Annotated in this window: 18 protein-coding genes; 5 read left to right on the plus strand and 13 right to left on the minus strand. The window is 66.6% G+C overall.

Annotation, left to right across the window (positions count from 1 at the left end; translation table 11 throughout):
- From CKO28_RS02485 to rnhB, 11 genes are all read right to left on the minus strand, one after another.
- Positions 1–235: Flp family type IVb pilin (locus CKO28_RS02485; protein ID WP_200338953.1), on the minus strand; the 235-nt coding region annotated here is incomplete at its 3' end.
- Positions 236–419: 184 nt separating this feature from the next.
- Positions 420–2192, minus strand: a complete 1773-nt coding sequence (locus CKO28_RS02490; protein ID WP_200338954.1) for a tail fiber domain-containing protein — start codon at positions 2190–2192, stop codon at positions 420–422.
- A gap of 71 nt (positions 2193–2263) precedes the next feature.
- Positions 2264–2773 (minus strand): type IV pilus biogenesis protein PilM, encoded by a 510-nt coding sequence (gene pilM, locus CKO28_RS02495; RefSeq protein ID WP_200338955.1) that lies wholly within the window; start codon positions 2771–2773, stop codon positions 2264–2266.
- Positions 2774–2881: 108 nt separating this feature from the next.
- Positions 2882–3460, minus strand: a complete 579-nt coding sequence (locus CKO28_RS02500; RefSeq protein WP_200338956.1) for a type 4 pilus major pilin — start codon at positions 3458–3460, stop codon at positions 2882–2884.
- Between the two features lie 112 nt (positions 3461–3572).
- Positions 3573–4679, minus strand: a complete 1107-nt coding sequence (locus CKO28_RS02505; protein WP_200338957.1) for a type II secretion system F family protein — start codon at positions 4677–4679, stop codon at positions 3573–3575.
- Entirely contained in the window at positions 4676–6331 is a 1656-nt protein-coding gene (locus tag CKO28_RS02510) for a GspE/PulE family protein (protein ID WP_200338958.1), read from the minus strand. The genes CKO28_RS02505 and CKO28_RS02510 overlap by 4 nt, the downstream gene beginning before the upstream one ends.
- 48 nt (positions 6332–6379) lie before the next feature.
- Complete coding sequence (gene pilP / locus CKO28_RS02515) at positions 6380–7099, minus strand: type IV pilus biogenesis protein PilP (protein WP_200338959.1); 720 nt, start codon at positions 7097–7099, stop codon at positions 6380–6382.
- The gene (gene pilO2 / locus CKO28_RS02520; RefSeq protein WP_200338960.1) at positions 7086–8402 is read right to left on the minus strand and encodes a type 4b pilus protein PilO2; all 1317 of its coding nucleotides are present in this window, start codon (positions 8400–8402) and stop codon (positions 7086–7088) included. Before pilO2 ends, pilP begins: the two co-directional genes overlap by 14 nt.
- A gap of 26 nt (positions 8403–8428) precedes the next feature.
- Positions 8429–10030, minus strand: coding sequence for a type II secretion system protein GspD (locus CKO28_RS02525; RefSeq protein WP_200338961.1), 1602 nt, complete (start codon positions 10028–10030; stop codon positions 8429–8431).
- 14 nt (positions 10031–10044) lie between these two features.
- Positions 10045–10743, minus strand: coding sequence for a toxin co-regulated pilus biosynthesis Q family protein (locus CKO28_RS02530; protein WP_200338962.1), 699 nt, complete (start codon positions 10741–10743; stop codon positions 10045–10047).
- A gap of 134 nt (positions 10744–10877) precedes the next feature.
- Complete coding sequence (gene rnhB / locus CKO28_RS02535) at positions 10878–11495, minus strand: ribonuclease HII (protein ID WP_200338963.1); 618 nt, start codon at positions 11493–11495, stop codon at positions 10878–10880.
- Positions 11496–11728: 233 nt separating this feature from the next.
- Here rnhB and CKO28_RS02540 point away from each other — a divergent pair, with 233 nt between their 5' ends.
- Positions 11729–13369, plus strand: a complete 1641-nt coding sequence (locus CKO28_RS02540; protein WP_200338964.1) for a HEAT repeat domain-containing protein — start codon at positions 11729–11731, stop codon at positions 13367–13369.
- Positions 13370–13393: 24 nt separating this feature from the next.
- Here CKO28_RS02540 and CKO28_RS02545 read toward each other — a convergent pair whose 3' ends face one another.
- Together CKO28_RS02545 and recD2 are read right to left on the minus strand one after the other, a co-directional pair.
- Positions 13394–14485, minus strand: a complete 1092-nt coding sequence (locus CKO28_RS02545) for a hypothetical protein (protein WP_200338965.1) — start codon at positions 14483–14485, stop codon at positions 13394–13396.
- A 104-nt stretch (positions 14486–14589) separates the two neighbouring features.
- Entirely contained in the window at positions 14590–16926 is a 2337-nt protein-coding gene (recD2, locus tag CKO28_RS02550) for an SF1B family DNA helicase RecD2 (protein ID WP_200338966.1), read from the minus strand.
- A gap of 212 nt (positions 16927–17138) precedes the next feature.
- Between recD2 and CKO28_RS02555 the strand changes: the two genes are divergently transcribed.
- The 4 genes from CKO28_RS02555 to CKO28_RS02570 all read left to right on the plus strand — a co-directional run bounded on the left by CKO28_RS02555 (position 17139) and on the right by CKO28_RS02570 (position 20365).
- Positions 17139–17414 (plus strand): hypothetical protein, encoded by a 276-nt coding sequence (locus CKO28_RS02555; RefSeq protein ID WP_200338967.1) that lies wholly within the window; start codon positions 17139–17141, stop codon positions 17412–17414.
- Positions 17415–17419: 5 nt separating this feature from the next.
- On the plus strand, positions 17420–17689 hold the full coding sequence (locus CKO28_RS02560; protein WP_200338968.1) for a hypothetical protein: 270 nt from the start codon (positions 17420–17422) through the stop codon (positions 17687–17689).
- On the plus strand, positions 17686–19398 hold the full coding sequence (locus CKO28_RS02565; RefSeq protein ID WP_200338969.1) for a TrbL/VirB6 family protein: 1713 nt from the start codon (positions 17686–17688) through the stop codon (positions 19396–19398). The genes CKO28_RS02560 and CKO28_RS02565 overlap by 4 nt, the downstream gene beginning before the upstream one ends.
- A gap of 112 nt (positions 19399–19510) precedes the next feature.
- Positions 19511–20365, plus strand: a complete 855-nt coding sequence (locus CKO28_RS02570; RefSeq protein WP_200338970.1) for a sigma-70 family RNA polymerase sigma factor — start codon at positions 19511–19513, stop codon at positions 20363–20365.
- Positions 20366–20367 lie beyond the last annotated feature (2 nt).

Below are 20367 nucleotides of genomic sequence, written 5' to 3' on the forward strand. Positions count from 1 at the left end.
CGGCGTCCTCACTGGCCGTGGCGCCGGCGATCCGGACCTGGGCCTTGCCGCTCTCGGCGACCTCGCCCGCCGGGCCGACCGCCTGGTTCTCCACTGTGTTGAACAGGTGGCGGATGCTGTCGCCGGTGGCGGCGATCGCACCGACCGTCCCGAGCGAAATGACGCCCAGAAGGATCGCGTAGCCGATCTTACTCGCGCCGCGACGGCGGCGCACTTGGAAGAAGAGGGCTGACACTTCACTCTCCATGTATGTGGTTTCCCATCATCGTGGGGCGTGTGCCGCCCTGGCACCCGCACGCATGGATTTGGGGTCATAGACCGTAATCTCTACCATATCAGGAGGCGGTTTACGGCTTTTTATGTCGAACGTGAGCGAATCAGGATCGTCAATACGGTTGCTCGGGATGTACGAGCCGTCCTTATCGGCGGGTTTGTACGGGAAGCGTCGGTGGAAACGCGGCGTGCTGGCGTGTCGCTGCATCGACGTGCGCCCGCAACTCCTCGTTCTGTTGCTTGAGCTGCTGGACGGCTGCGATCAGCGGGGCTACCAGGTTTCCGTACTTGACCGAGAGCATGCCGTTCTGGTCCGCAGCGACCAGCTCAGGGAAGACTTCCCGGACCTCCTGGGCGATCAGTCCCAGGTCCTGGCTGCCGTTGCGACGCCACTTGTAGCTCACCGCGCGCAGGGCATCGATGCGCTCCAAAGCGTTCTCGACGTCCGCGATATCGTACTTCAGTCGGCGGTCGGAATCGTAGAAGAAGCCGGTCCCGTAGATTTCGCCCTCGACATCCGCCGAGCCGCCCACGCGCAGGCAGGCGTCGGTGCGCGCGCCGGCGATGTTGGGGCCGAGGCCGACGTTGAGGTTCTCGTTAACGCAGTCGACCACGACGTCGGTGTTGCCGTCGATCTGGGTCTGACCAGTCAGGCTGATGAGGTTGGCATCCACGCTCACGTCGGAGGGGCCCGCATCGACCGTGAGGGCGTTGTTGATCGTGGTTTCGCCGTTGAACGTGCTGGTCGATTCGACGGTCAACTGGTCGCCGCCATCGGTGCCGATGTTCACGTCCTCGTTGAGGCTCGCGACGTTGTCGAAGTCGGCGATCGACTGAACATTGAGGCGGTCCGCCGCGTCGTCTCCGACCGTGAGGTCGGAGGTGAACGTGGCGGTGGCGTTTGCGATCAGGGTGTCCGCGCCGTCCTCGCCCAGCGTGGTCTCTCCCTCGACTGCCAGATTGCCGCCGACGTCGCCTGGGCCGTCCGCCAGGCGGGTGTCACCGCGGATCTCGACCTCGGTTTCGAAGCCGTCGAACAGGAAGCGCCCCTGGCCGCTGTCGCTCTCGAAGGTCAGCTGGTCGTCCGTGCCGTCGCGCGTGACCCGGAAATGCGCGCTGTCCGATGCTGTCGGGTCGTCGAAGGCCAGGCCGGTGGTCGTTCCGTCGGGGCGCTGCTTGAAGGTGATGTCCGCGCGCATCTCGTTGGCCTCCGGGCGGCCGGGCACTTCCGCGCGGTACAGGAAGTCGTCGATCACCGTGTCCTCGGCGGCCGACAGGGCGTAACCAAGACGCACGTTCGAGTCCGCGTCCAGGCCGTAGTCGGTCAGGTCGGCCTGCCAGCCACCGAAAGCGCCGCTCAGGATCGTCGGAGTGTCGTCCGTGTCGACCAGGCCGGCCATGCCGCCGGCCGCGATCATCGCCGCACCCTTGCGGTCGAGCGTCGGATCCTGGCCGTCGCGGGCGATCACCACGCCGTCCACGCGTTCGCGGCGCACGGTCGGGCTGCTGCAGGCCGGTGGCGTCGAGCCGTCCTCGCAGTACGGGATCTTGCGGACCGCGAGCTGCAGGGTCTGGTTGTAGGCGTTCGTCCCGAAGCCGGCCGGCAGATAGCCCTCGTTGATCAGATCGAGCATGTCGATGGTGGCAAAGTCGGATCCCGCGAGCGGGCCGCCGGCCTGCAGCAGGTCGAGCCAGTTGTCCCGCAGGTAGCGCTCAGCGGCCTCGCCGGCGGTCGCCAGCTGCTCGCCGACGATCTTCGCGCGCATGGTCTGCTGCTGCTCGTTGATCCAGTACGCACCGGCCGTGCCCGCGGCCGCGAACAGCAGCAGCGCCATGGTGACCTCGAGCATTGCAAAGCCGCGCCGGCGGCGCAGACGGCTGATCAGCGAGCGACGGAGGCGGCGGGGCTGGGCGGTCATAAGCGGCTCACTTCGCGATAAGGTTCATCTTGGAGGTATCGGCGCAGAGGGTTGGGTCCAAGTCAGCAACCTCACTGTCCAAGGTCCGAGACGATCGCCAGCGTGCCCTTGGGGAGGGGAACGGGGAGATCGTGCGCGTCCTTGCGGCTCCCTGGCATGACCAGTGTACCGCTCGCGCTCACCAAGCCAGCGGCACGCCGGTAGCCCTGGTCCTGCAGGTGCTCGAGAACGCTGCGCGCGATCACCTGGTCGTGGCCGGGGCTGGCCGGCGACCAGTAGGTGATCACGTCGCCGCCCGGGCCGCGCTGAGAGACCCAGTTCTGGATCGAGAGTAGGCCGTCCTCCGGAAATCCGGACGGCAGCGTGTCGTCGGCCCTCAGAGTGCTGCCCGGTGTGAAGGAGACGGATGCCGCGTTCGAACGGGCGAAGCGCGTCGCAGCCTGATGGAACTGCGACAGAGACTGGGCGTACGCGGAGGCGCGGGCGTCGGCCATCGTTCGGCCGTCATTGACCGGCCCGTCGGCGAGCATGCCGAGCGAGAAGATCAGGGCGGCCAGGGCCAGAAAGACGAAGGTGTACATGCGGCTTCCTGTTGGCTTGTGCCATTGGTCCCAAACGAACAAGCCCGGCTAGCGCTGGTTACGCCGGCCGGGCTCGCCCGTGAACGTCATGCCCGATCGGGATGGCGCTTACTGCACGGTCCAGGTGACCTCGACGGTCGAGGTGTTCTGGTCGCACAGGCCGATCGCGTCGGACGGGGAGATGCCCGAGCGACGCACCTCGGCATCGTCGAACGAGATGCTGTCGCTGCCGCTGGAGATCTCGACCAGGGAGCTCGACATCGCCGCGGCGCTGCGGGTGACAAGGTCGACGCACGACGCCAGCGGGATGTTGCTGTAGGTTATGTCGAACTGCGTCGCGACGCTGCCTTCTTCGACCTCGACGCTGCCCTTCCAGGGGTTCACCGCCTCGGCGTCGCTGATCACCATCTGCGGCGGGATCCAGCCGGCGGTGATGGCGCCCTCGGTGTCCAGGTCGGTGTAGCTGGCGGAGGCCGAGTGCCCCTGGTAGACCTTGGTGGCGATCGCCTGCAGCTCGGTGTTGGCACGGGTGAGCTTGTTGGTGCTGGTGCCCGTGGCGAACATGTTGTAGCCCAGCAGGCCGGCCACTAGGATCAGGACCAGGGCCATCAGGACCTCGGTCATGGCGAAGCCGCGACGACGGCGCAGACGCCGCTGCATCTCGGTAAGGGTCAGTGTCTTGATCAACGATCTCTCCATCGGATGGCCGCGCGGCGTCGGGCCGGGGGCGTTGGGTTCCTTATGGAAATAGGGCAGGGGGTCCAACCCACAACCGTATTTCACGCCTTAACAACGGTCGTCACATCCCGATCTGTGTCAGGCCTTGCTCGTAGATGCCGTACAGGCCGGTCCAGAAGATGATCAGGGTGATGCCCACGGCGACGATCATGACCACTTTCACCAGCCCCATGATCGCGCGGACCTTGTCCACGCCGTCCTGGACCCACTGCCGGGCGATGCGCTCTAGGGCGCTCTCGACACCCTTCAGCTTTGCAAGGCCGCGCAGGTCGGTGATGATTTGGCGGTCGGGGAATTCGTAGCCACTACGGTAGAGGGCATCGCCGATGTTGTAGCCCTCGAGGACCCATCGCAGCGCGGCATCGACGCGCTCGCGGAGGTAGGGAGAAGCGGTCTCGCGCAGCTGCAGCAGGGCGTCGCGCTGGTGCACGTCGGCGCGCATCATCGCTGACATCGAGAGCAGGAATGCGCCGCCTTGCATGCGCCGATAGAGGTTCCAGGGCGGTAGCTTCTCAAGCCGCTGGCGCAGCGGTCCGGTCAGCCTCGGCAGGGACCAAAGGCTCGCCGCCAGCAGGCCGGCAAGGCCGGCCAGCACGAAGATCAGATAGCTGCGCACAAACACCGAGATGTCCCAGACCAGGGCGGGCGTGCCGGTCCAGCGTTCGGGCGGCAGCAGCTTTGCCCACTGCGGCAGAACTTCGTAGCTGAACATCAGCATGATGCCGATCAGGAACACGGTGAGCAGGCTCGGGTAGATCAGTCCGCCGATCACCGCGCCGGTCTGTTTGGACGCGGTCTCCGCGAGGCTGATGACGTCGGCGAGGGCCTGCTCCAGCTGGCCCGACTTCTCGCCGGCCATGATCAGCTGGTGCTCGCTGCTGGGCGCCCAGTCCCGGATCGCGTCGGAGAAGCTTGCGGCGCGCTGGTAGCCCTCGCGCCAGACATCGATGATCCAGGCGTCGATCGTATAGGGGCGCTCACCGTTGTCCGAGGCGATGTCGTGAAGGATGTCGAGGGCCTTGTGGATCGGCACCTCGTTTATCAGGTAGGTGTGCAGCTGACGGTAGAGCTTCAGCCGCCGCTTCCGGTCACAGGACTTGCGCGCGAGGAGATCGATGATCTCCTCGACCGGAACCCCGAGATTCGCGGCCTGGGTTGCGATACTCATTTTTGCTCACCCTGGCGCCTCGCGAAGAAGCTCTGCATCGAGGGATCCGCCAGCAGGACGCCGACGTTCTGTTCGACCTCCTCGGGCCCAACCACGCCCTCTGTCAACTTGAGCACGGCGTTGGTGAGCATCGTCTTGCCGCCGAGGTTCTCAAGCCAGTGCCGGCGGGCCTCCGACTTGTGGTCCTCGCGCACGAGATCCATCAGCCGGTCGTCAGGCTGCACCGTCTCGGCGACGGCGACGCGGCCGGAGTAGCCGGTGTCGCGGCAATGCTGGCAGCCGGGGCCCGCCCCGTAGATCGGCGTGTCCTTGTGGCCGACGTCGGCCAGCAGGGCTGCGGCGCGCGCAACCTTGGTCGGATCGCTGAAGCCATCATGCGCAGAGGCCTCGGCGTCAACCTTGCAGTGGGGGCAGAGCCGCGGGAGCAGCCGCTGGGCGATCAGGCCGCGCAGGATGGTCGGGTCGTAGAGCTTGAAGGCCTCGACGCCCAGGTCCTTCAGTCGGAAGATGATCGAGATCGCGTCGTTGGCATGCAAGCTGGTCCAGACCTGACGCCCGATCATCGCGCCTTCGGTTGCGAGCTGGGCCGCCTCGGCATCGCGGATCTCACCGATCATCAGAGCGTTGAAGTCGGACCTCAGGGCGCCGCGGATCGCATCCGAGTACTTGCGGGCGCGCTCCGCGGGATCATTGGAGGCGACCACCGGCATCTGCTGCGCGCCAGGAATGATGTTCTCGATCGGATCCTCGACCGTTTGGACCGACCAAGTGCCGCGACGCTCCTTAATGATGTGACGGAGGACGCGCGACAGGGTGCGGCTCTTGCCGCTGTTCATCGGCCCGGCGATCACGAACAGGCCGGAGGGCTGGGCGCGCATCATATTGAGTTGGGCGAGCTCCTCCGGCTCGTAGCCGAGTGCGGAGATGTCGGTGCTGGCGTTGCTCTCGTCACGGTCGTTGAGCCGCATGACCATGAACCGGCCCCCGAAGCCGAGCGGGTTCCACTGGACGCGGATCTGGCCGACCGTGCGCGGCAGGTCGTACTTGGTGGAGTCGATACGCGCCTGCTGCCGCTCGAGCTCGGTGTGGGCGGTGTCGGAATCGTCCGACATCGCGTGAACCGTACCGCAGAGCTGCATCGCCTCCTCAGGGCGCATCTCGACGTGCTTGTGCTTGAGGCCATCGATGCGGAACTCGACGTGCGCGTGGGTCGGCTCGGCGACCACGTGGATGTCGGAGGAGCCCGCCTCGACCGCCTCGGTGATTAGCCGGATCACACGGCGCTGGCTCTCGTTGGTGTCAGTCGAGCGACCGGTCTCCGCGTCCGCCCTCTCATAGAGCGCGCGCAGCGTGCCCATCTCGACGCGGATGAACGGGGTATCGACCTTGTGACCCAGCAGGCGGGCGCGCTCGGCGAGTGCGAGCACGGCCGGATCGTGGGCGTGGGATACCGAGACCAGGAACTGGCCGTCGCTGGTCAGCGCGCACATATCGCGCAGCTGGCGGCTCTGCTCGAAGGATCCGTTGGGCGCGGTGATGACCTCGCCGGTGATGTTGTGCGACTGACCGGTCATCGCGTCCAGGATCGGCAGTCGGGCATCGATCGGCGCATCGGACGGATTGGGTGCGGTCTGCTGCAGCGCTTCGGTCATCGTGGTGTCCAAGCTGTCGGGAGGGCTGTCCGGGATCGGCGCCGGGTCTTATTGACCCATCGGCCGGAACATCGCGCCGCGGCTCTGCGGATCCGCGCCGTCTGTGCGCTCGGCCCCGTTGGCGGTTAGCAGGTAGGTGTCCTCGGTGACGTCGGACTTCACGGTGACCGCGTTGCGGCTGACCTCATGCACGACGAACCCGCCCGGCAGGCGGTCGCCCTCGCGCAGCAGGACCAGACCGCCGTTCAGGTTCGCGCGGGCGACGAGGTCACCGCCGGCCCCGCCGATCGAGACGAGGTTCGGAAGTTTCGAGAGGTCGTCGCTGGGGCGCGGGTTGAAGCCGGGAGGCATCTGGCTCCTTGGACCCATGGCGCCCGGCTGCTGCGGCTGCTGCTGCCAGTACTGCGGGTAGTTCCTGGGATCGCGGACCGGCGGTTCGGCCGGCTCGGCGTTCGCGTCCTCTTTCTCCGCGGCGAGCGCGTCGATCTCGGCCTGCAGTTCCTTCTCGGTAAGCTCGAGCCGGAGCATCTTGATGCGAGTCTGGCGCTCGGCCATGTCCCGCAGCTGCTTTACCGAGGTCGGATCGATCTCGATGCCGACAGGGGGTTCCGCCTTCGCCTTGGCCTGAGCCGCGTCCTTTGTGCTGGCGGTCTCCGACTGGCTGATTTGTTGAAGCTCGGGCGGCAGTGTCGCCTCGGCGGAAGCCGAGGCCGGGAGCAGCGCGAGTGCGGCGGTGGCCGCCAGCAGCTTCACCTTAATCGCGGACATAGATCTCTCCATTCACAAGAAACTGGCTGTCGGCCGCGTTGAACTCGACGGTGTCGATTACCGTGCCGGGGATGGACTGCAGGGCGCTCGCCCAGATCGATGGGGTGCCGACGACCATCTCGAAGTCCATCGAGGCCCAGTTCGCGGGCAGGTACTTCGGGGCGTCCTCGCCGGTCGGCGGACGGAAACGGTCGAGATCGTTGCTGGCCGAGACCTGGGCGCCCTGGACGCTCTCGCCCTGGAGGCTCTGCGCCCAGTCGGCGAGCTCGAACCGGACCGCCTGCGCGTCCGCCAGCTTCTGCTTACCCCGCGGGGCGAGGTCGCGGATGTCGATCTCGACACGCACACTGGAGGCGTCCACGGAGAAGCGGCTGGTGTAGGGGCCGTAGCTCTGGAGCCAGTGCTGGAACCAGCTGACGGTTCCGTTCGTGCGCTGCCAGCGATGGGTGACCTCGCCGTCCTCACAGGTGATGCTGACCAGGGCGTAACCCGGCGCCTCGGCGGGAAGGACCTGCATGCCATCGAGACAGGCGCGGATCGTGGCGCCGGCGTGAGGCTGCTTGACCCAGGGTGTCGGGGCCGGGATCGGCCTGACCTCCTTGCGCTTCAGCTTCGCGCGCTGCTCCATGATGCGCTCGTATTCAGCGCGCTGCTGGGCCTGCTGATAGCTGTTCCAGGCCCACATGCCGGTCATCATCAAGGCTGCCCCGCCGACCACGACCAGGCCGAAGGTCAGCAGCTTGCGGGCGGAGCTGGTCCGATCCAGCTTCGGGCCCTTCGCGGACTTGAGGGCCGCGACCACGTCCAGGCTGGAAGCGTCACTTGCCCAGTCCTCGGGCGCAATCACCCGGTTCCAGCCGCCTTGGTCGAGCAGGTCGGCAAAGGTGGCCTGGGCCGCCTCGGCGTCGGTGAAGTAGAGGTCGGTACCCGGTACCACCGCGCGATCCCGGATCGCGACGACCCAGTAGCCCCCACCGAGTTCGGCGGCCAGCAGCCAGTTCGCCGCGTCGACCGCGGGGATCAGGGCTGCCGCGGCGGCGATCATACCGGGCTTGGTGCCGTCATCCTCACGGGCAAGGGCGAAGCTCGCGCTGGGCGCGCGGCAGGCCACGAAAAGGTCGGCCTGGACCTTCGGGTTGGCGGCGAGTTCCTTCGCCTCGCGGGCGATCGTCGCGTGGCTCGCAGCCACCTGCCAGAACAGACCGACGGCAAACTTGGCGCGGCCGAGGCGAAGTGCGCGGGGGCTCCCGAGCGATGCGGTCTCGGCTTTCTGCTTGGTGCGGGTGCGCTGCTTGCGCGCCATGACGGTGCTCCCGGACGATCGGCGGATCAGCGGCGGACCAGGCTCAGACCCTCGGGCTGACCCTGGATCTCCGGGGTCATCAGCACGACGATCAGTTCCCGCGTCATGTCGCTCTTGTTGGCAAAGCTGAGAATGCCGCTCTCGCGCTCGCTTTCGGTCGCGCCCTCCTTGCGGAAGGCGCCGACGACCACCGTGTCGCCGCTGCGGGCGACCACCGTCTGCATGAAGTCGCGGGTGGAGATCTGCGGCAGCTGGATCTCACTCTGGCTGTTGCCGAAGGTGTCGAGCGACAGCAACTCGGACATGGAGATGCCGTATTGCAGGGCGATGCGGCCGCCATCCAGAACGCGCGGCAGAACGCTCATACTGAATCCTGTGGTGAAGGATCCCGGGGTGAGTTCCAGGGTCGACTGGCCGTCGCCGTTGGGCTCGAGCTTGGACTCGGCCACATAGCTCTGGCGGGTGCCGACCTGCAGCGGAGCCAGGTGGTTGTTCATCGTGGCGACGCTGGCGCTATCGACCAGGCTGATTCGCTCGTCGACGCGGGCCAACTCCGCGGCGATCGCCGCACCGCCGGCCTTCTTGAGCGTGCCGTCACCGTTCAGGCTCTGGGCGATCGTGCCAAGCTGCAGCTGGCCGTCCTGAGTGCCCTGGGCGAAGTCGGCGGCCGTGGTGGCCGCGCCGGCGAAGCCGCCGAAGATGTTGCCGAGCGTCGCGCCAGTCAGGGTGTTGCCGGCGTTTACCAGCAGTGCGTCGATGTTGATCTGGTTGTTCTGAGAATCCGTCTCGTCGATCTTGAGGACGTGGACGGTGATCGAGACCTGCTTCGAGAGCTGCTGGTTCTCGCGCCGGATGTAGTCCTCGACCCGGCTCAGCACCGGACCGCGCGCTGTAACCGTGATAGTACCGGTCTCCGGAGACAGGCTGTAGCTAGCGCTGTCGTCGCTAATCATCCCATCAAGGGCCTCGTCGACGCGCTCCCATACGCTAAGCGAGGTTTTGAAGGTGTTCTCGATGTTGGCCTCGTTATCCGCGCCGGCACCGCCGCCGGCGCTCGAGGCCGTCTGGATAGTGGCTTCGCTCTCCATGGACGTTGGCGGAGCCATCAGCGTGAAGTTACGGGTCTCCACGCCGTAGAAGCGGATCGTACCGTCCCGGTGCTCCCAGGAGAGGTCATAGTACGCTGCGACCTGGTTGAGAAAGCCACTGAGGGGCCCGCGGTAGTTGGCGTGGAACGGGCGGTTCGGACGGACGCCTCGGTCCTCGCTGAGAGAGCTTACGCCGGAGACCGGGATGCCGGTGTACAGCGTGATCTCGCGAGCGACATCGCTCAGGGTCATCTCGCGAGGCGAGAAGAAGTCGAACCCGTCCTGACGCTCGAAGGCGGTCGGCAACGGCTGACCGTTGCGCAAGCGCACGCCCACCGATCCCAGGTAGATGTCGTCGCTGCGCTGCACGTTCGCCGGACCGGTCCGGATGTCGACGGCGCGCATCTGGTCGATCGCTTCCGCCGCCCGCTTCTCGACGGTGTCGTTGAACGGGGCGGCTTCCTTGACGTGGGCCTTGCAGCCGGCGAGGACCATTGTGGTGCCAAGCAGGCAGGCGTACAGCAGGGTCGTGCGGCGCATGGTGCTACTCCGGATCACTGGTGCGCGTAGGCGCTGGGGGTTTGGATGACGAGCACCTTGTTGCCGCCGTAGAGCTTGCCGGCGATCGGCGGGTTCGCCCGCGCGAAGGCGGCGATCAGGTCCGACGACGCGTCCTCGAAGCCGCCCTCGAAGGTCGCACCTGCCTGAAGCACATACTGGTGCTCGGAGTTCCAGACGACCGTCCAGCCGGCCATGCCCGCCCAGGTTTCCAGGGTCGCCTGTACCGTCTGACCAGCGTCCGCCTGCCAGATCTCCGGCGGTATCGCACCCTCGACCGGCAACTCGTCGACGGTCTGCTCGGCCATCGGCTCATCGGCCATCGGGTCGGTTCCGCCCCCGGCCGCGTGTCCCGTTGCGTCGTCCGCACCCTTAGCGCCGGCCGTCTCGCCGACGGGGTCGACGCCCGCGTCACCGTCAGATCCGTCATGCACCGGCTTCGGCTCGGGCTTGACGTAGCCGTCCTCGGTCAGGATCGGGTTGCCGTCCTCGTCGAACCGGACGTTGCCGGGCAGGCCCGCCATCTGGATGGCGTCCTGCAGGCCGTAGACGGGCTGCGGGTCGTAGGCGTGCATCGGCGCCATCTCGCCGAGGCGGGTAAGGCGCTCGAAGCCGGCCGAGGCCGGCTGCGCAGCCGGGACGGCGAGAGCCAGCACGCCGGCCAGCAGCGCGCCTTTGCGGGACATCGTGTTCATGAGCACAAGCCTAGGTTCCGTCGTGGTTGCCTGTCGGCGCGCGACCGTCCGGCGAGACGCGTCGGGCTCTATACCGTAAGTTTAAGTCGGATACGGTCGCCCGCAATCCAGAGCCTACGAAAATACGGTCGTCGCTACCGACTTTTTGACTCGGCGAGCAGGCGCCGAAGGAACGACGGACGGTGCAGCGGAGTCTTTCCGAGCGCGCGGATGGCAGCAACGTGCTCGGGCGTACCGTAGCCGGCGTTGCGCGCCCAGCCGTAGCCGGGATACTTCTGCGCGGCGGCGTGCATCGCCGCATCGCGCGTGACCTTGGCGAGGATCGACGCCGCCGAGATCTCTGGGATCGAGCCGTCGCCCCCGATGATTGCCTCAGCCTTGCCGGGCAGTTCGGGCAGATCGCGGCCGTCGACGAGGAACCGAACGTCCAGGGCGCCCAGGCGCTCGACGATCGCGGCACCGGCCGCGCTCATCGCGGCTAGGGTTGCGCGGCGGATGTTGAGGCGTTCGATCTCGGCCACGCTCGCCTCGGCGAATGCGAAGATCGCGTGCTCCCGCAGAGCTGCCGACAGCACCTCGCGACGCTTCGGGGAGAGCTTCTTGGAGTCCGTTAGCGCCGACCGGACATCGTCCGGGACGCTCCCGGGCAGCACCGCCGCGCACACGAGACACGGACCCGTAAGGCATCCCCGGCCGACCTCGTCGATACCCACGACCACGGTTTGTTGGGGCTTCTGCGTGACGGTGGTCACAGGTGGCTCTTTCGGTTGACTTCAAAGGGCAACCGGAATATGGAGTCGCGGGACCGTAGTGGGCGTCGTGGATACGGTCGTTTAGGTAAGGGCTGGACCAAGTCGTGGGAAGTAGAGGCTGTGCCGGATGGCACAATCGCAGGTTCCGTGCGTGTCGGGCGGACCTATGCTAAAAGTGCAGGCCATGTGCTGCACGAACACGACCCGATAGACAGGCCATCCGGGAGCCCAAGATGCGCTTTCTCGACAGCAGCGAACTCACAGAGGCTTTCGCGCTGGCACTCGGTCTTTGCGACGAAGACGTCGCGACAGTCGAGACGGCCGTGCGCACTCAGCCGCAGCGGATGCGCCGGATCTTCGACATGATGTATCTGCTGTACGATGACGAGGCGCTTGTGGGCACCCGGGGCGAACGTCCGCGGGTCGACGGGCAAACCCCGCTGGAGCTGCTGGCGCAGGGTAATAACGGGATCGAGCGGCTGGATACCGCGCTCAGCCAGGTTTTCCACGACGCCGCACCGCGCGATCTCTTCCCGGCGGACGGGCAGGTGCGCGACTTCCCCCGCGCCTGTCAGGTGATCTACCGCCTGATCTGGGAGCGCATGTCCGAGCCCGGCGAGGAGGTGGCGCTGCACCACCCGCTCGCGTTCAGCCATCAGCCGCTCGGCGACCCGTCCGGGCGTCTTGCCAAGGCTCTCGTTGCCGTGCTCCAGACTTACGACGGGCGCCCGGGACGCCGCGTGCTGAGTCTCGCGATGCTGGATCCCGACGCCCGCGTCCGCCGGGCGGCCGTGAAGGTCGCGGGCGGCTTCATCGGGTTCCGGGACGTGGCCGACGCCGTTCACGGCCTCAGGGACGACGAGGATCGGGAGATCAGGCTGTCCGCTCTCGAGGCGTTCGCGCCCTTCGTGTCCAGAACGGACGCTGCCGGCCGACTGGTGTCGTTCGTGACCGATCCGGATCGCGACATCCGTGCGCGGGCGCTGGAGTTGATCAAGAACAGCTCGACGCTCGATCAGTACCGGGAGCGACTGGTGCCGCTAGCCTTCGACCCGGCGGAGGAGATCCGGCTGGCCGCAAGCGATCTCTTCGATCAGGACGAGGTCGAGAGCTATGTCGCGATCCTGGCCGATCGCGCGGCTGCTGGCCAGCCCGTTGAGCCCTACGAGCTTCGTATCCTGGCCCGCGAACCGGCGGTCAGCGATCACCAGCGCACCCGGGCCTTCCAGGGCCGGCTCGCCGCACTCAAGACCCGCCACATGCATGCGCTCGCCATGTCGCATGCGCTGCGCGCGCTCGGCTTTTTCGATCGCTCGCCACAGGAACCCGTTTGGCGGGAGGTCAAGGAGATCGCGGAAACCTGGCCGAACCCGGCGTTTGAGCGGAATCTGCTGCCGGTCCTGCGGAAGTTCGGCGACGATCCGAGCTGGGAGGTCTGCCTCGCCCTGCTCGGCCAGCCGGTGCAGGACCAGGCCCATTCGATGCGCGCTGGCCTTGCCGAAACCGCCGCGGACATGGCCGCGGGCGATCCCGAGCGCGCGGAACAGGTCGCGCGCATCGCCCGCGACCCGGAGATCGATGCCGGGGCACGTGGGGCGGCCATGTGGGGGGCCGTGAAGTGCCTGCCGGAGAACCGTCGGGAGCCGTTCCTGACGGACCTCGTTTGCGACGTCTCGTGCGACACCCCGATGGTCCGCAACGCACTCAAGCAGCTGGGCCGGCTGAAGCCCACACGGCGGATCGTCGAGGCGATCGATCAGGTCGCGCGCACCCGCAACGACCGCGCCGGGAAGCTCGCCCGCGAGATGCGCGAGCAGCTCGGTGGCGAGGAGCGGGCCTGGTTGAACGGGAGCGACTGGACGGTCGACAGCTGAGATCGCTGGCTGTCGCCCCAGTTTTCAGCTGGCCTCGAGCAAATCGGCGGAGGTCAGCTTCGCCCCCAGCATGCGACCGAGATCGGCGGCAAGATCGTCGAGCCGGCTCGTGAAATCGCTGGCGAGCAGGCGGGAGAGCTCGTCGACATCGAGATCGCACGCATTCGCGGCCTGGGAGAGCGACCGGCCGGCGCCAAGCATCAGGCGGGCCTCGCGCTCCGAGCGGACGGCGCGAAGGCGGCCGCGCACGGCCTCCAGGATCTCGATTGCCCGCGCGATGAAGGCGGACGTCGCCTTTCGGTTGGACTTCCAGTCCTTGGGGAGTGCCCGATGCAGCGGGGGCAGTTCCTCCAATAGCCGGAGAACGGTGGCAACCTGACTCTCGGTGGCCGGCAAACCTTCCGGCACAGCGGCGGCAGGTGCGTCCGCCGCCGCCTGGGGCTCAGAAGGTTTCAAGCCGGACCAGCGGGCGGCGAGGTGGATCGGGACCGAGGCTTCCTCGGCGATCTGCTCGACGCTGTGGCCGGCCTGGGCGAGCCATTTGACGGCGCTGACCGCGTAGTAGGACACCTTGTGGGTCTCCAGGCATCCGCGCCGGAGTGAGCGCACCTGCAGGGCGGTCATGAGGGCTGTCGCGAAGAGATCGTCGCGCCCCGGCTGGATGTTCATGTCCAGCCAAGCGGAGCCAGCGAGCACGTCCTTGTAGTCAGTCTGTCCCTTGAGATCGACCTCGGTGACCTCGAGTGGCCGGGTGGTCACGCGGGCAGCGCCGAGCATCCGGCCGACGGCGGCGCGCGAGTAGAATTTCTGGCTCCGTAGGACGAGGCCGGTTGCCGGTGCGAGCAGCGCCTGGAGGCGCTCGAAGGCCCCCGTTTCGGTCAGACGGATCTTCTCCGCACGGGCGATCACGCGGCGCTCCTGGAGATGAAGGACGGCAACCTCAGCGGCCTGGTGGTCCTCGATCCGGAAGGCGAGCACGGCTTCGAGCTGATCCTTCGCCCAGGCCTTGCGCGAGCCGACCAGAAGTTCCTTGACCGCCTCGGCCTTGGCGCCGGTCAGCTGGCCGGACGCGCGATCTCCCGACATAACCCGGAGGGACTGGCCGTGCTGGGCCACCCATCGGCCACTGTCGTAGACCTGCACCAGGCGACGGAAGGCGGCCTCGAGATCGTTGATCCGGTCGGGATGCCCGCCGACCGCGGTTCGCCCTGCTGCAGTCATCAGAAAACCTCCGTCGGGAGCCCTCCGTCGTCATCTGTGGCGGAGCTGGCTGTGGGTACCGACTGGAGATATGGGGCCGAAAGGCCGAGTCCGGCGATCCGCTCGGCGAGTCCGGTGAGGCGCTTGCTGCCATCGGTCTTGACCGCGATCTGAACGGCGCGGGCCTGTCCGATGATGCAGCACAGGCTGCGGGCCCGGGTGACACCCGTGTAGATCAGGTTTCGCCGCAGCATGATGTAGTGCTGGGTGGTCATCACCACGATCACGACCGGGTACTCGCCGCCCTGGCTGCGGTGGATCGACATGGCGTAGGCGTGCGAGATCTGATCCAGTTCGCTGCGCTGGTAAGTCACCCGGTTGCCGTCGAAGTCGATCAGGACCGTCTCGTGACCGTCGACCATATCGATGTCGACGATCACGCCCAGGTCGCCGTTGAAGACGTCGTCGTCGTAGTTGTTGCTCATCTGGATGATGCGATCGCGGACCCGGAACTCCCGGTTCCGGTGCTCGATCCAGCGTTCGCCGTCCCGGCGCGGGTTGAGCGCCTGCTGCAGGAGCAGGTTGAGATTGTGCGTGCCGCAGTCGTTGTTGTTGCCAGGGGTGAGCACCTGCACGTCGCGCATCGGCTCCCACCCCACCTTGGGCAGAAGCTCGGTGACGAGCTTGACGGTCTTGCGCACGACCTCCTTCGGATCCTCCTCGAACACACCCCAGAGGTCGGAGGAACGGCTGGGCGCGGTCATCTCGGGGACGGTCGCCTGGTTGATCATCCGCGCCGCCGTGGCGATCGCCGAGCCCTCCTTCTGCCGGAAGGTCTTGGTGAGGCGCCCGGTGGGGACCACACCGGAGGCGATCAGGTCGGCGAGCACGTTGCCGGCGCCGACACTCGGCAGCTGGTCGGCGTCGCCGACGATCACCAGACGGCAACCCTCGGGCAGGGCGCGCAGGACGTCCCGGATCAGGAAGAGGTCCATCATGGACCCCTCGTCGATGACCACGCAGCCGACCTGCAGCGGGTTGTCGGCGTTGCGGGTGAAACCGCGATGGCCGGGCGCGTTAGAGAACTCGAGCAGGCGGTGCAGGGTGCGCGCGCCAAGTCCCGTCGCCTCAGCCATGCGCTTGGCCGCGCGCCCCGTCGGGGCTGCCAGCGCCTTCTCGATCGCCTTGGACGTGGCGGCGGGGACCGACTGGCCGGCCAGCTCGTCGAGGGCGTTCAGGAAGGTGCGGAGCACGCTCGTCTTGCCCATGCCGGGTCCGCCGGTGATCACGGCGGTCTGGTTCCGGATGGCCAGCGCGACCGCGCGGTGCTGGTCCTCGTGCAGCGCAAGGCCCAGGGCCGCGGCGGCTCGGCCGATCGCGCCGTCGATGTCCGCGCCCGGATCTAGCGTGGCGGGGCGGGCGAGTGTGACGATGCGCTCGGCGACCTCGATCTCGCAGTCGCGCATCCGCTTGTCGAACAGCACCGGCTGGCCGGCGATCGTGTCCTCGACCAGCCGGCCCTCGTGGATCAGCCGGTCCAGCTCGGCGCGCAGCAGGCGCTCCTTGACCATCAGCAGATCGGAGGTCTCCGCGATCAGCGTGTTCGCGGGCGTGGCGCAGTGACCGCTGCGCTGGTACTGCTGGACCTGGCTCAGCAGGCCCGCCCGCGCGCGCTCGGGCGCCTCGCGGGGCATGCTCTGAGACAGCGCGATCTGGTCGGCCGTCTTGAAGCCGATGCCCCGGACGTCCTCGATCAGCTTGTACGGGTTCGTCTGGATCACCTGCATGGTGCCGTCGCCGTAGACGTCGATGATCCGCCGGGCGAAACCGGGGCCGATATCGTGGGCGTACAGCATGGAGAGCAGGCGCCCGTAGCGGGTGCGCAGCTTCCAGTGGTCGGCGATCGCCTTGGCCTTCTGGTCCGGCACGTCGGCGGCGGCGATCATGGTCGGCGATTCCAGCACCTGGGCCGTCTGCGTGCCGTACTTCGCGACGATCCGCTCGGCGGTCTTGCGCCCAATCCCGTCCACGGCGTTGGCGAGGTAGCGGACGATCCCGTCGGGCGTCTCCGGGATCTCGGCCTGGATGAACTTGGCCTTGAACTGCCGCCCCCACTTCGGGTCGACCACCCATTTGCCTTCGGCGGAGATCCGGCCGCCGACGACCACTGCGTCGCCGCGGCCTTGAACGGTGACGACGTCACCACCGTCCCGGCGCACGCGCAGGATCGAAAATCCTGTGTCGATGTCAGTGAAGCGCACCTTCATGATCTCGCCAGCGACGTGCGTGGCATCACTCGACTTGGGGTCGAGCCCGGGGATCTGAGGCGCTGAGACTTCCAGTTCGGTCTGACGCATGAGGCCTTCGCGGTATGTTCGGGCACGCGGGCGGCGATCCTAATCAGGTAAATGGGGTCGGTCTGCGCGTCAGGCCCGAAAAACTGCGCTTTTGGGCTGGCCGGGGTCGATTCGGGAAGGTGCGACCGTATTGCGCGGGGCCATCCCGCCCATATCTCGGTAATAGAGGCCGCTTTACGGTCGCTCTCACCCCTGCCACGGAACGACGACCGATGTTCTCACGCAAGACCCGTATCTGCCCGCCGGGTAAGTACCTGATCGTCGGCCAGAGGGACGATACCGACGACATCGTGTTCTCGATCATCGGCGACGTGCCCAAGAACCCGAAGCTGACCCAGCTGTGCCGGCGCGCACTGTTTGAGATGGGACTCAACGATCCGCTGATCTACTCGTTCCTGTGCATGATCTACCAGCTGCCCAACGGCGGCGGACAGCTCGTTTTGGATCAGGGCGCGCTTAGGCGATACGTCCACGCGAATTACGGTTAAGGGTGATGGCCGAGCAGAAGCAGTCGGAGGTCGTTATCGAGGAGCAGCCGGCGGAGCACCGGCTGCCGGAAGGCGCGGCCGTGATGGACGAGAACGTCTGGCTGCAGCTCCGCAGGCAGCTTCTGAACAACCCGTCCATGCTGGTGGGGTTCGCGCTCGTTCCCGCCGTCCTGGACCTCTTCGTGTTCGGCGGATGGCTGAGCGTTTGTCTGTGGGGAGCGGCGGTGGTCGGACTTCCCGCGTGGTGGTTGATCCGCCGGGGGAGGCTGAAATGATCCGACACCTGCTCGCCGTACTGGCACTCGCGCTTGTATTCATCGCCACCGGGCCCCGTGAAGCGCACGCCTTCAGCATTGGCGATTTCGCCGGGGGCGCGCAGGACGTCTTCGCGGACACCCTCAGCGACATGTCTGGCACCGTGACGAACGGGGTCGGGCGCGTTTGGGATGGCGTCAGCGGTGTTGCAAGTGACGCGATTACGTTCGTCGACAATTCCTGGGTCGCTGAGGGCGCGCGGACGGCTGTCGACGGGGTAATCGGTGCTGGCGACGCTCTTGTGACAGGTGTGGGAAATGCCGGGCGGTGGGCGATCTATGGCGCCCAAGAGGTGGACGCTGACCAGATCAATGCCAAACTGAATATGGATTGCTGGTCCTGCACCTTCGTCGGCCGCTTCGCCGAAATGGCGGACGCGTTCTCCCGGGAGGTCTACCTTCAGATCTCGATCTGGCTGGGGCCGATCGTCAGTCTCGTGTTCGCAATCTGGCTGCTGCTGCAGGCCACCAAACTGTTTTTCCCGGAGCACACGGATCGCCCGTCGAACGTGCTCCGGACCCTGGTGACGCGTGGCTTGCTCTTTCTGATCGTCGCCTTCCTGCTCACCGGCCCCCAGACCTACGGCGGTCGGGCATCGGGGATCATCGAGGGGCGCCAGATGTTCTTCGACTGGGGCCCTTACGCCCTGATCGACGCCGCGGCGGACGTCAGCAACGAGATTATCGTCGGCAGCGGAAAGTTCGGCGCGAATCAGGCGATCTATGACGGAGGTGGGGGCAACCCGTCGTTCGCAGATCCGGGGGAGAATAGCACCTGTGGCCAGTACGACACGCTCCGGGACGATGCGAACGACGCCTCGAAGGGCTCGCTGGCCGGTCTTGGGGGTGATGAGGGCCGGAGCTTCCTGCCGCAGGAGACGATCCAAGTGATGACCTGCCAGATCGCGCACATGCAGCGCGTCAACAACGTAGGCCGGCTGGCCGGCACGTACATTCTGGCCGAGATGGGTGGCGACAGTGCGAGCTTTGCCGCGAAGGCGGTGACACTCGATTTTTCGGGAATCTTCTCCAGCATCGCGGCGGTCCTGGCCGGGTTGATCCTGTTGATCGTGTTCATCATCGCGCTGGTCGCCTACCCGTTTTTCTTCATCGATATCCTGGTGCGGATCTTCTTCATCGCGGCCTTCGCACCGATCTTCATCCTAATGGCTCTGTTCAAGCCCAGCCAGCAGTTCTCGGTCGCGGCCGCGAAAGCGTTGTTCGCCGGCGTCGTGACCATCATCGTGACAGCCATGATCTACGCGCTCACGGCGACCATGATGAGCTACGTCCCGCTGATGATCGAGAACCCGGCCGGCGGCACCTTCAAGACCTTCACCGAGGTCCTGGTTGCGCTGTCGAACGCGAAGATGATCGTTAACCTCTCGTTCGAGTCGACGGCCTACTGGTACATGCTGATGGCCGGCCTGTTCTCGCTGTTCCTGATGCGTAAGTCGGCGACGCTGATCTCGGGGATCTTCAGCACGCACGGCGCCGACCAGAACATGGGTATCGCCGCCCAGAACTTCGCGAAGAGTGTGGGCACCAAGGCGATCATGGGCGCGACGGTGGCGATGGTCGCGCCGGTTGCCGCCGGCGGCATGGTTGGCGGCAAGGCGGGCATGAGCAAGCTCAAGTCGATGATGAACCCGAGGAACCTGGAGGGATAAGTACGGTCCCCGCGATTGCGGGTACCGTACCCGGACCTATCCTCATAGATGTGAGTACGGTCACGCGCAATGGCCGTACGGCCCACGTTGAACCGACAAGGATAGGCGAGCCATGGCGAAAAGCGCCCCCCAGGAGACGAACGGGCCCACGGCGTTCCTGTCTCGTGACGAGGAATGGGCGCTGGCCCGGGCTTGGCTCGACGATCAGGACTATGAGGCGCGCGCGAAGATCATCGCGGCCTACCAGCCGATGGCGCAGTCCTACGCGGCGAAGAACGCCCGCTCCGGGCTGTCCTACGAGGACCTTCTGCAGGAGGCCAACATGGGTCTGCTGCAGGCGCTCGACCGCTTCAACCCGGATCTCAAGTTCGGCTTCTCCACCTTCTGCCGGTACCACATCATCAGCCGGCTTCAGATCTATTCGCTGGAGCACAGCGCGCCGGTGCGGATCTTCAACACCGCGCCGACCAAGGCGCTGATGAGCCGGTTCAACCGGCGCCGTCGCGAGATCGAGGCCGAGACGGGCGCCATCTTGGACGAGGAAGGTCGGGATCAGATCTGCCAGGAACTGGGGATCGACCGCGGGCAGCTCGAGCGTTTCGAGATGGCCGTGACTTCGCCGGTGCCGCTGGATGCCGGTGCGGGCATCAACGGCGACGAAACCACCAGGCCGGTGGAGCTGATCGACGAGGGGCTCAGCCCGGAGGAGGGTGCGCTCGAGCGCCTCGGGCAGGCGCGGGTCCGGGAGATCATCGACCGGACGATCTTGGCGATGGGCGAGCGCGAACAGCGCATTCTCGATGCCCGGCACCGGATCGACCCGCAGGTGACCCTGGAGGCGCTGTCGAAGGAGTTCCGGATCTCGCGCGAGCGTGTGCGGCAGATCGAACTGAGGGCGCTCGCGCAGCTGCGCGCCGAGCTGGAGCGCCATGGCATCGACGGCGTGGCGGCAATCATGGCGCGGTGAGC

The sequence above is a fragment of the Rhodovibrio sodomensis genome (assembly GCF_016583645.1).
Lineage (GTDB): Bacteria > Pseudomonadota > Alphaproteobacteria > Kiloniellales > Rhodovibrionaceae > Rhodovibrio > Rhodovibrio sodomensis.

What these genes read in the sequence shown, in the direction of transcription:
- CKO28_RS02490 (WP_200338954.1), bottom strand. Translation starts at nt 2,192, where the DNA reads ATGACCGCCCAGCCCCGCCGCCTCCGTCGCTCGCTGATCAGCCGTCTG.
- pilM (WP_200338955.1), bottom strand. Translation starts at nt 2,773, where the DNA reads ATGTACACCTTCGTCTTTCTGGCCCTGGCCGCCCTGATCTTCTCGCTC.
- CKO28_RS02505 (WP_200338957.1), bottom strand. Translation starts at nt 4,679, where the DNA reads ATGAGTATCGCAACCCAGGCCGCGAATCTCGGGGTTCCGGTCGAGGAG.
- CKO28_RS02510 (WP_200338958.1), bottom strand. Translation starts at nt 6,331, where the DNA reads ATGACCGAAGCGCTGCAGCAGACCGCACCCAATCCGTCCGATGCGCCG.
- pilP (WP_200338959.1), bottom strand. Translation starts at nt 7,099, where the DNA reads ATGTCCGCGATTAAGGTGAAGCTGCTGGCGGCCACCGCCGCACTCGCG.
- pilO2 (WP_200338960.1), bottom strand. Translation starts at nt 8,402, where the DNA reads ATGGCGCGCAAGCAGCGCACCCGCACCAAGCAGAAAGCCGAGACCGCA.
- CKO28_RS02525 (WP_200338961.1), bottom strand. Translation starts at nt 10,030, where the DNA reads ATGCGCCGCACGACCCTGCTGTACGCCTGCCTGCTTGGCACCACAATG.
- CKO28_RS02530 (WP_200338962.1), bottom strand. Translation starts at nt 10,743, where the DNA reads ATGAACACGATGTCCCGCAAAGGCGCGCTGCTGGCCGGCGTGCTGGCT.
- CKO28_RS02540 (WP_200338964.1), top strand. Translation starts at nt 11,729, where the DNA reads ATGCGCTTTCTCGACAGCAGCGAACTCACAGAGGCTTTCGCGCTGGCA.
- recD2 (WP_200338966.1), bottom strand. Translation starts at nt 16,926, where the DNA reads ATGCGTCAGACCGAACTGGAAGTCTCAGCGCCTCAGATCCCCGGGCTC.
- CKO28_RS02555 (WP_200338967.1), top strand. Translation starts at nt 17,139, where the DNA reads ATGTTCTCACGCAAGACCCGTATCTGCCCGCCGGGTAAGTACCTGATC.
- CKO28_RS02560 (WP_200338968.1), top strand. Translation starts at nt 17,420, where the DNA reads ATGGCCGAGCAGAAGCAGTCGGAGGTCGTTATCGAGGAGCAGCCGGCG.
- CKO28_RS02565 (WP_200338969.1), top strand. Translation starts at nt 17,686, where the DNA reads ATGATCCGACACCTGCTCGCCGTACTGGCACTCGCGCTTGTATTCATC.
- CKO28_RS02570 (WP_200338970.1), top strand. Translation starts at nt 19,511, where the DNA reads ATGGCGAAAAGCGCCCCCCAGGAGACGAACGGGCCCACGGCGTTCCTG.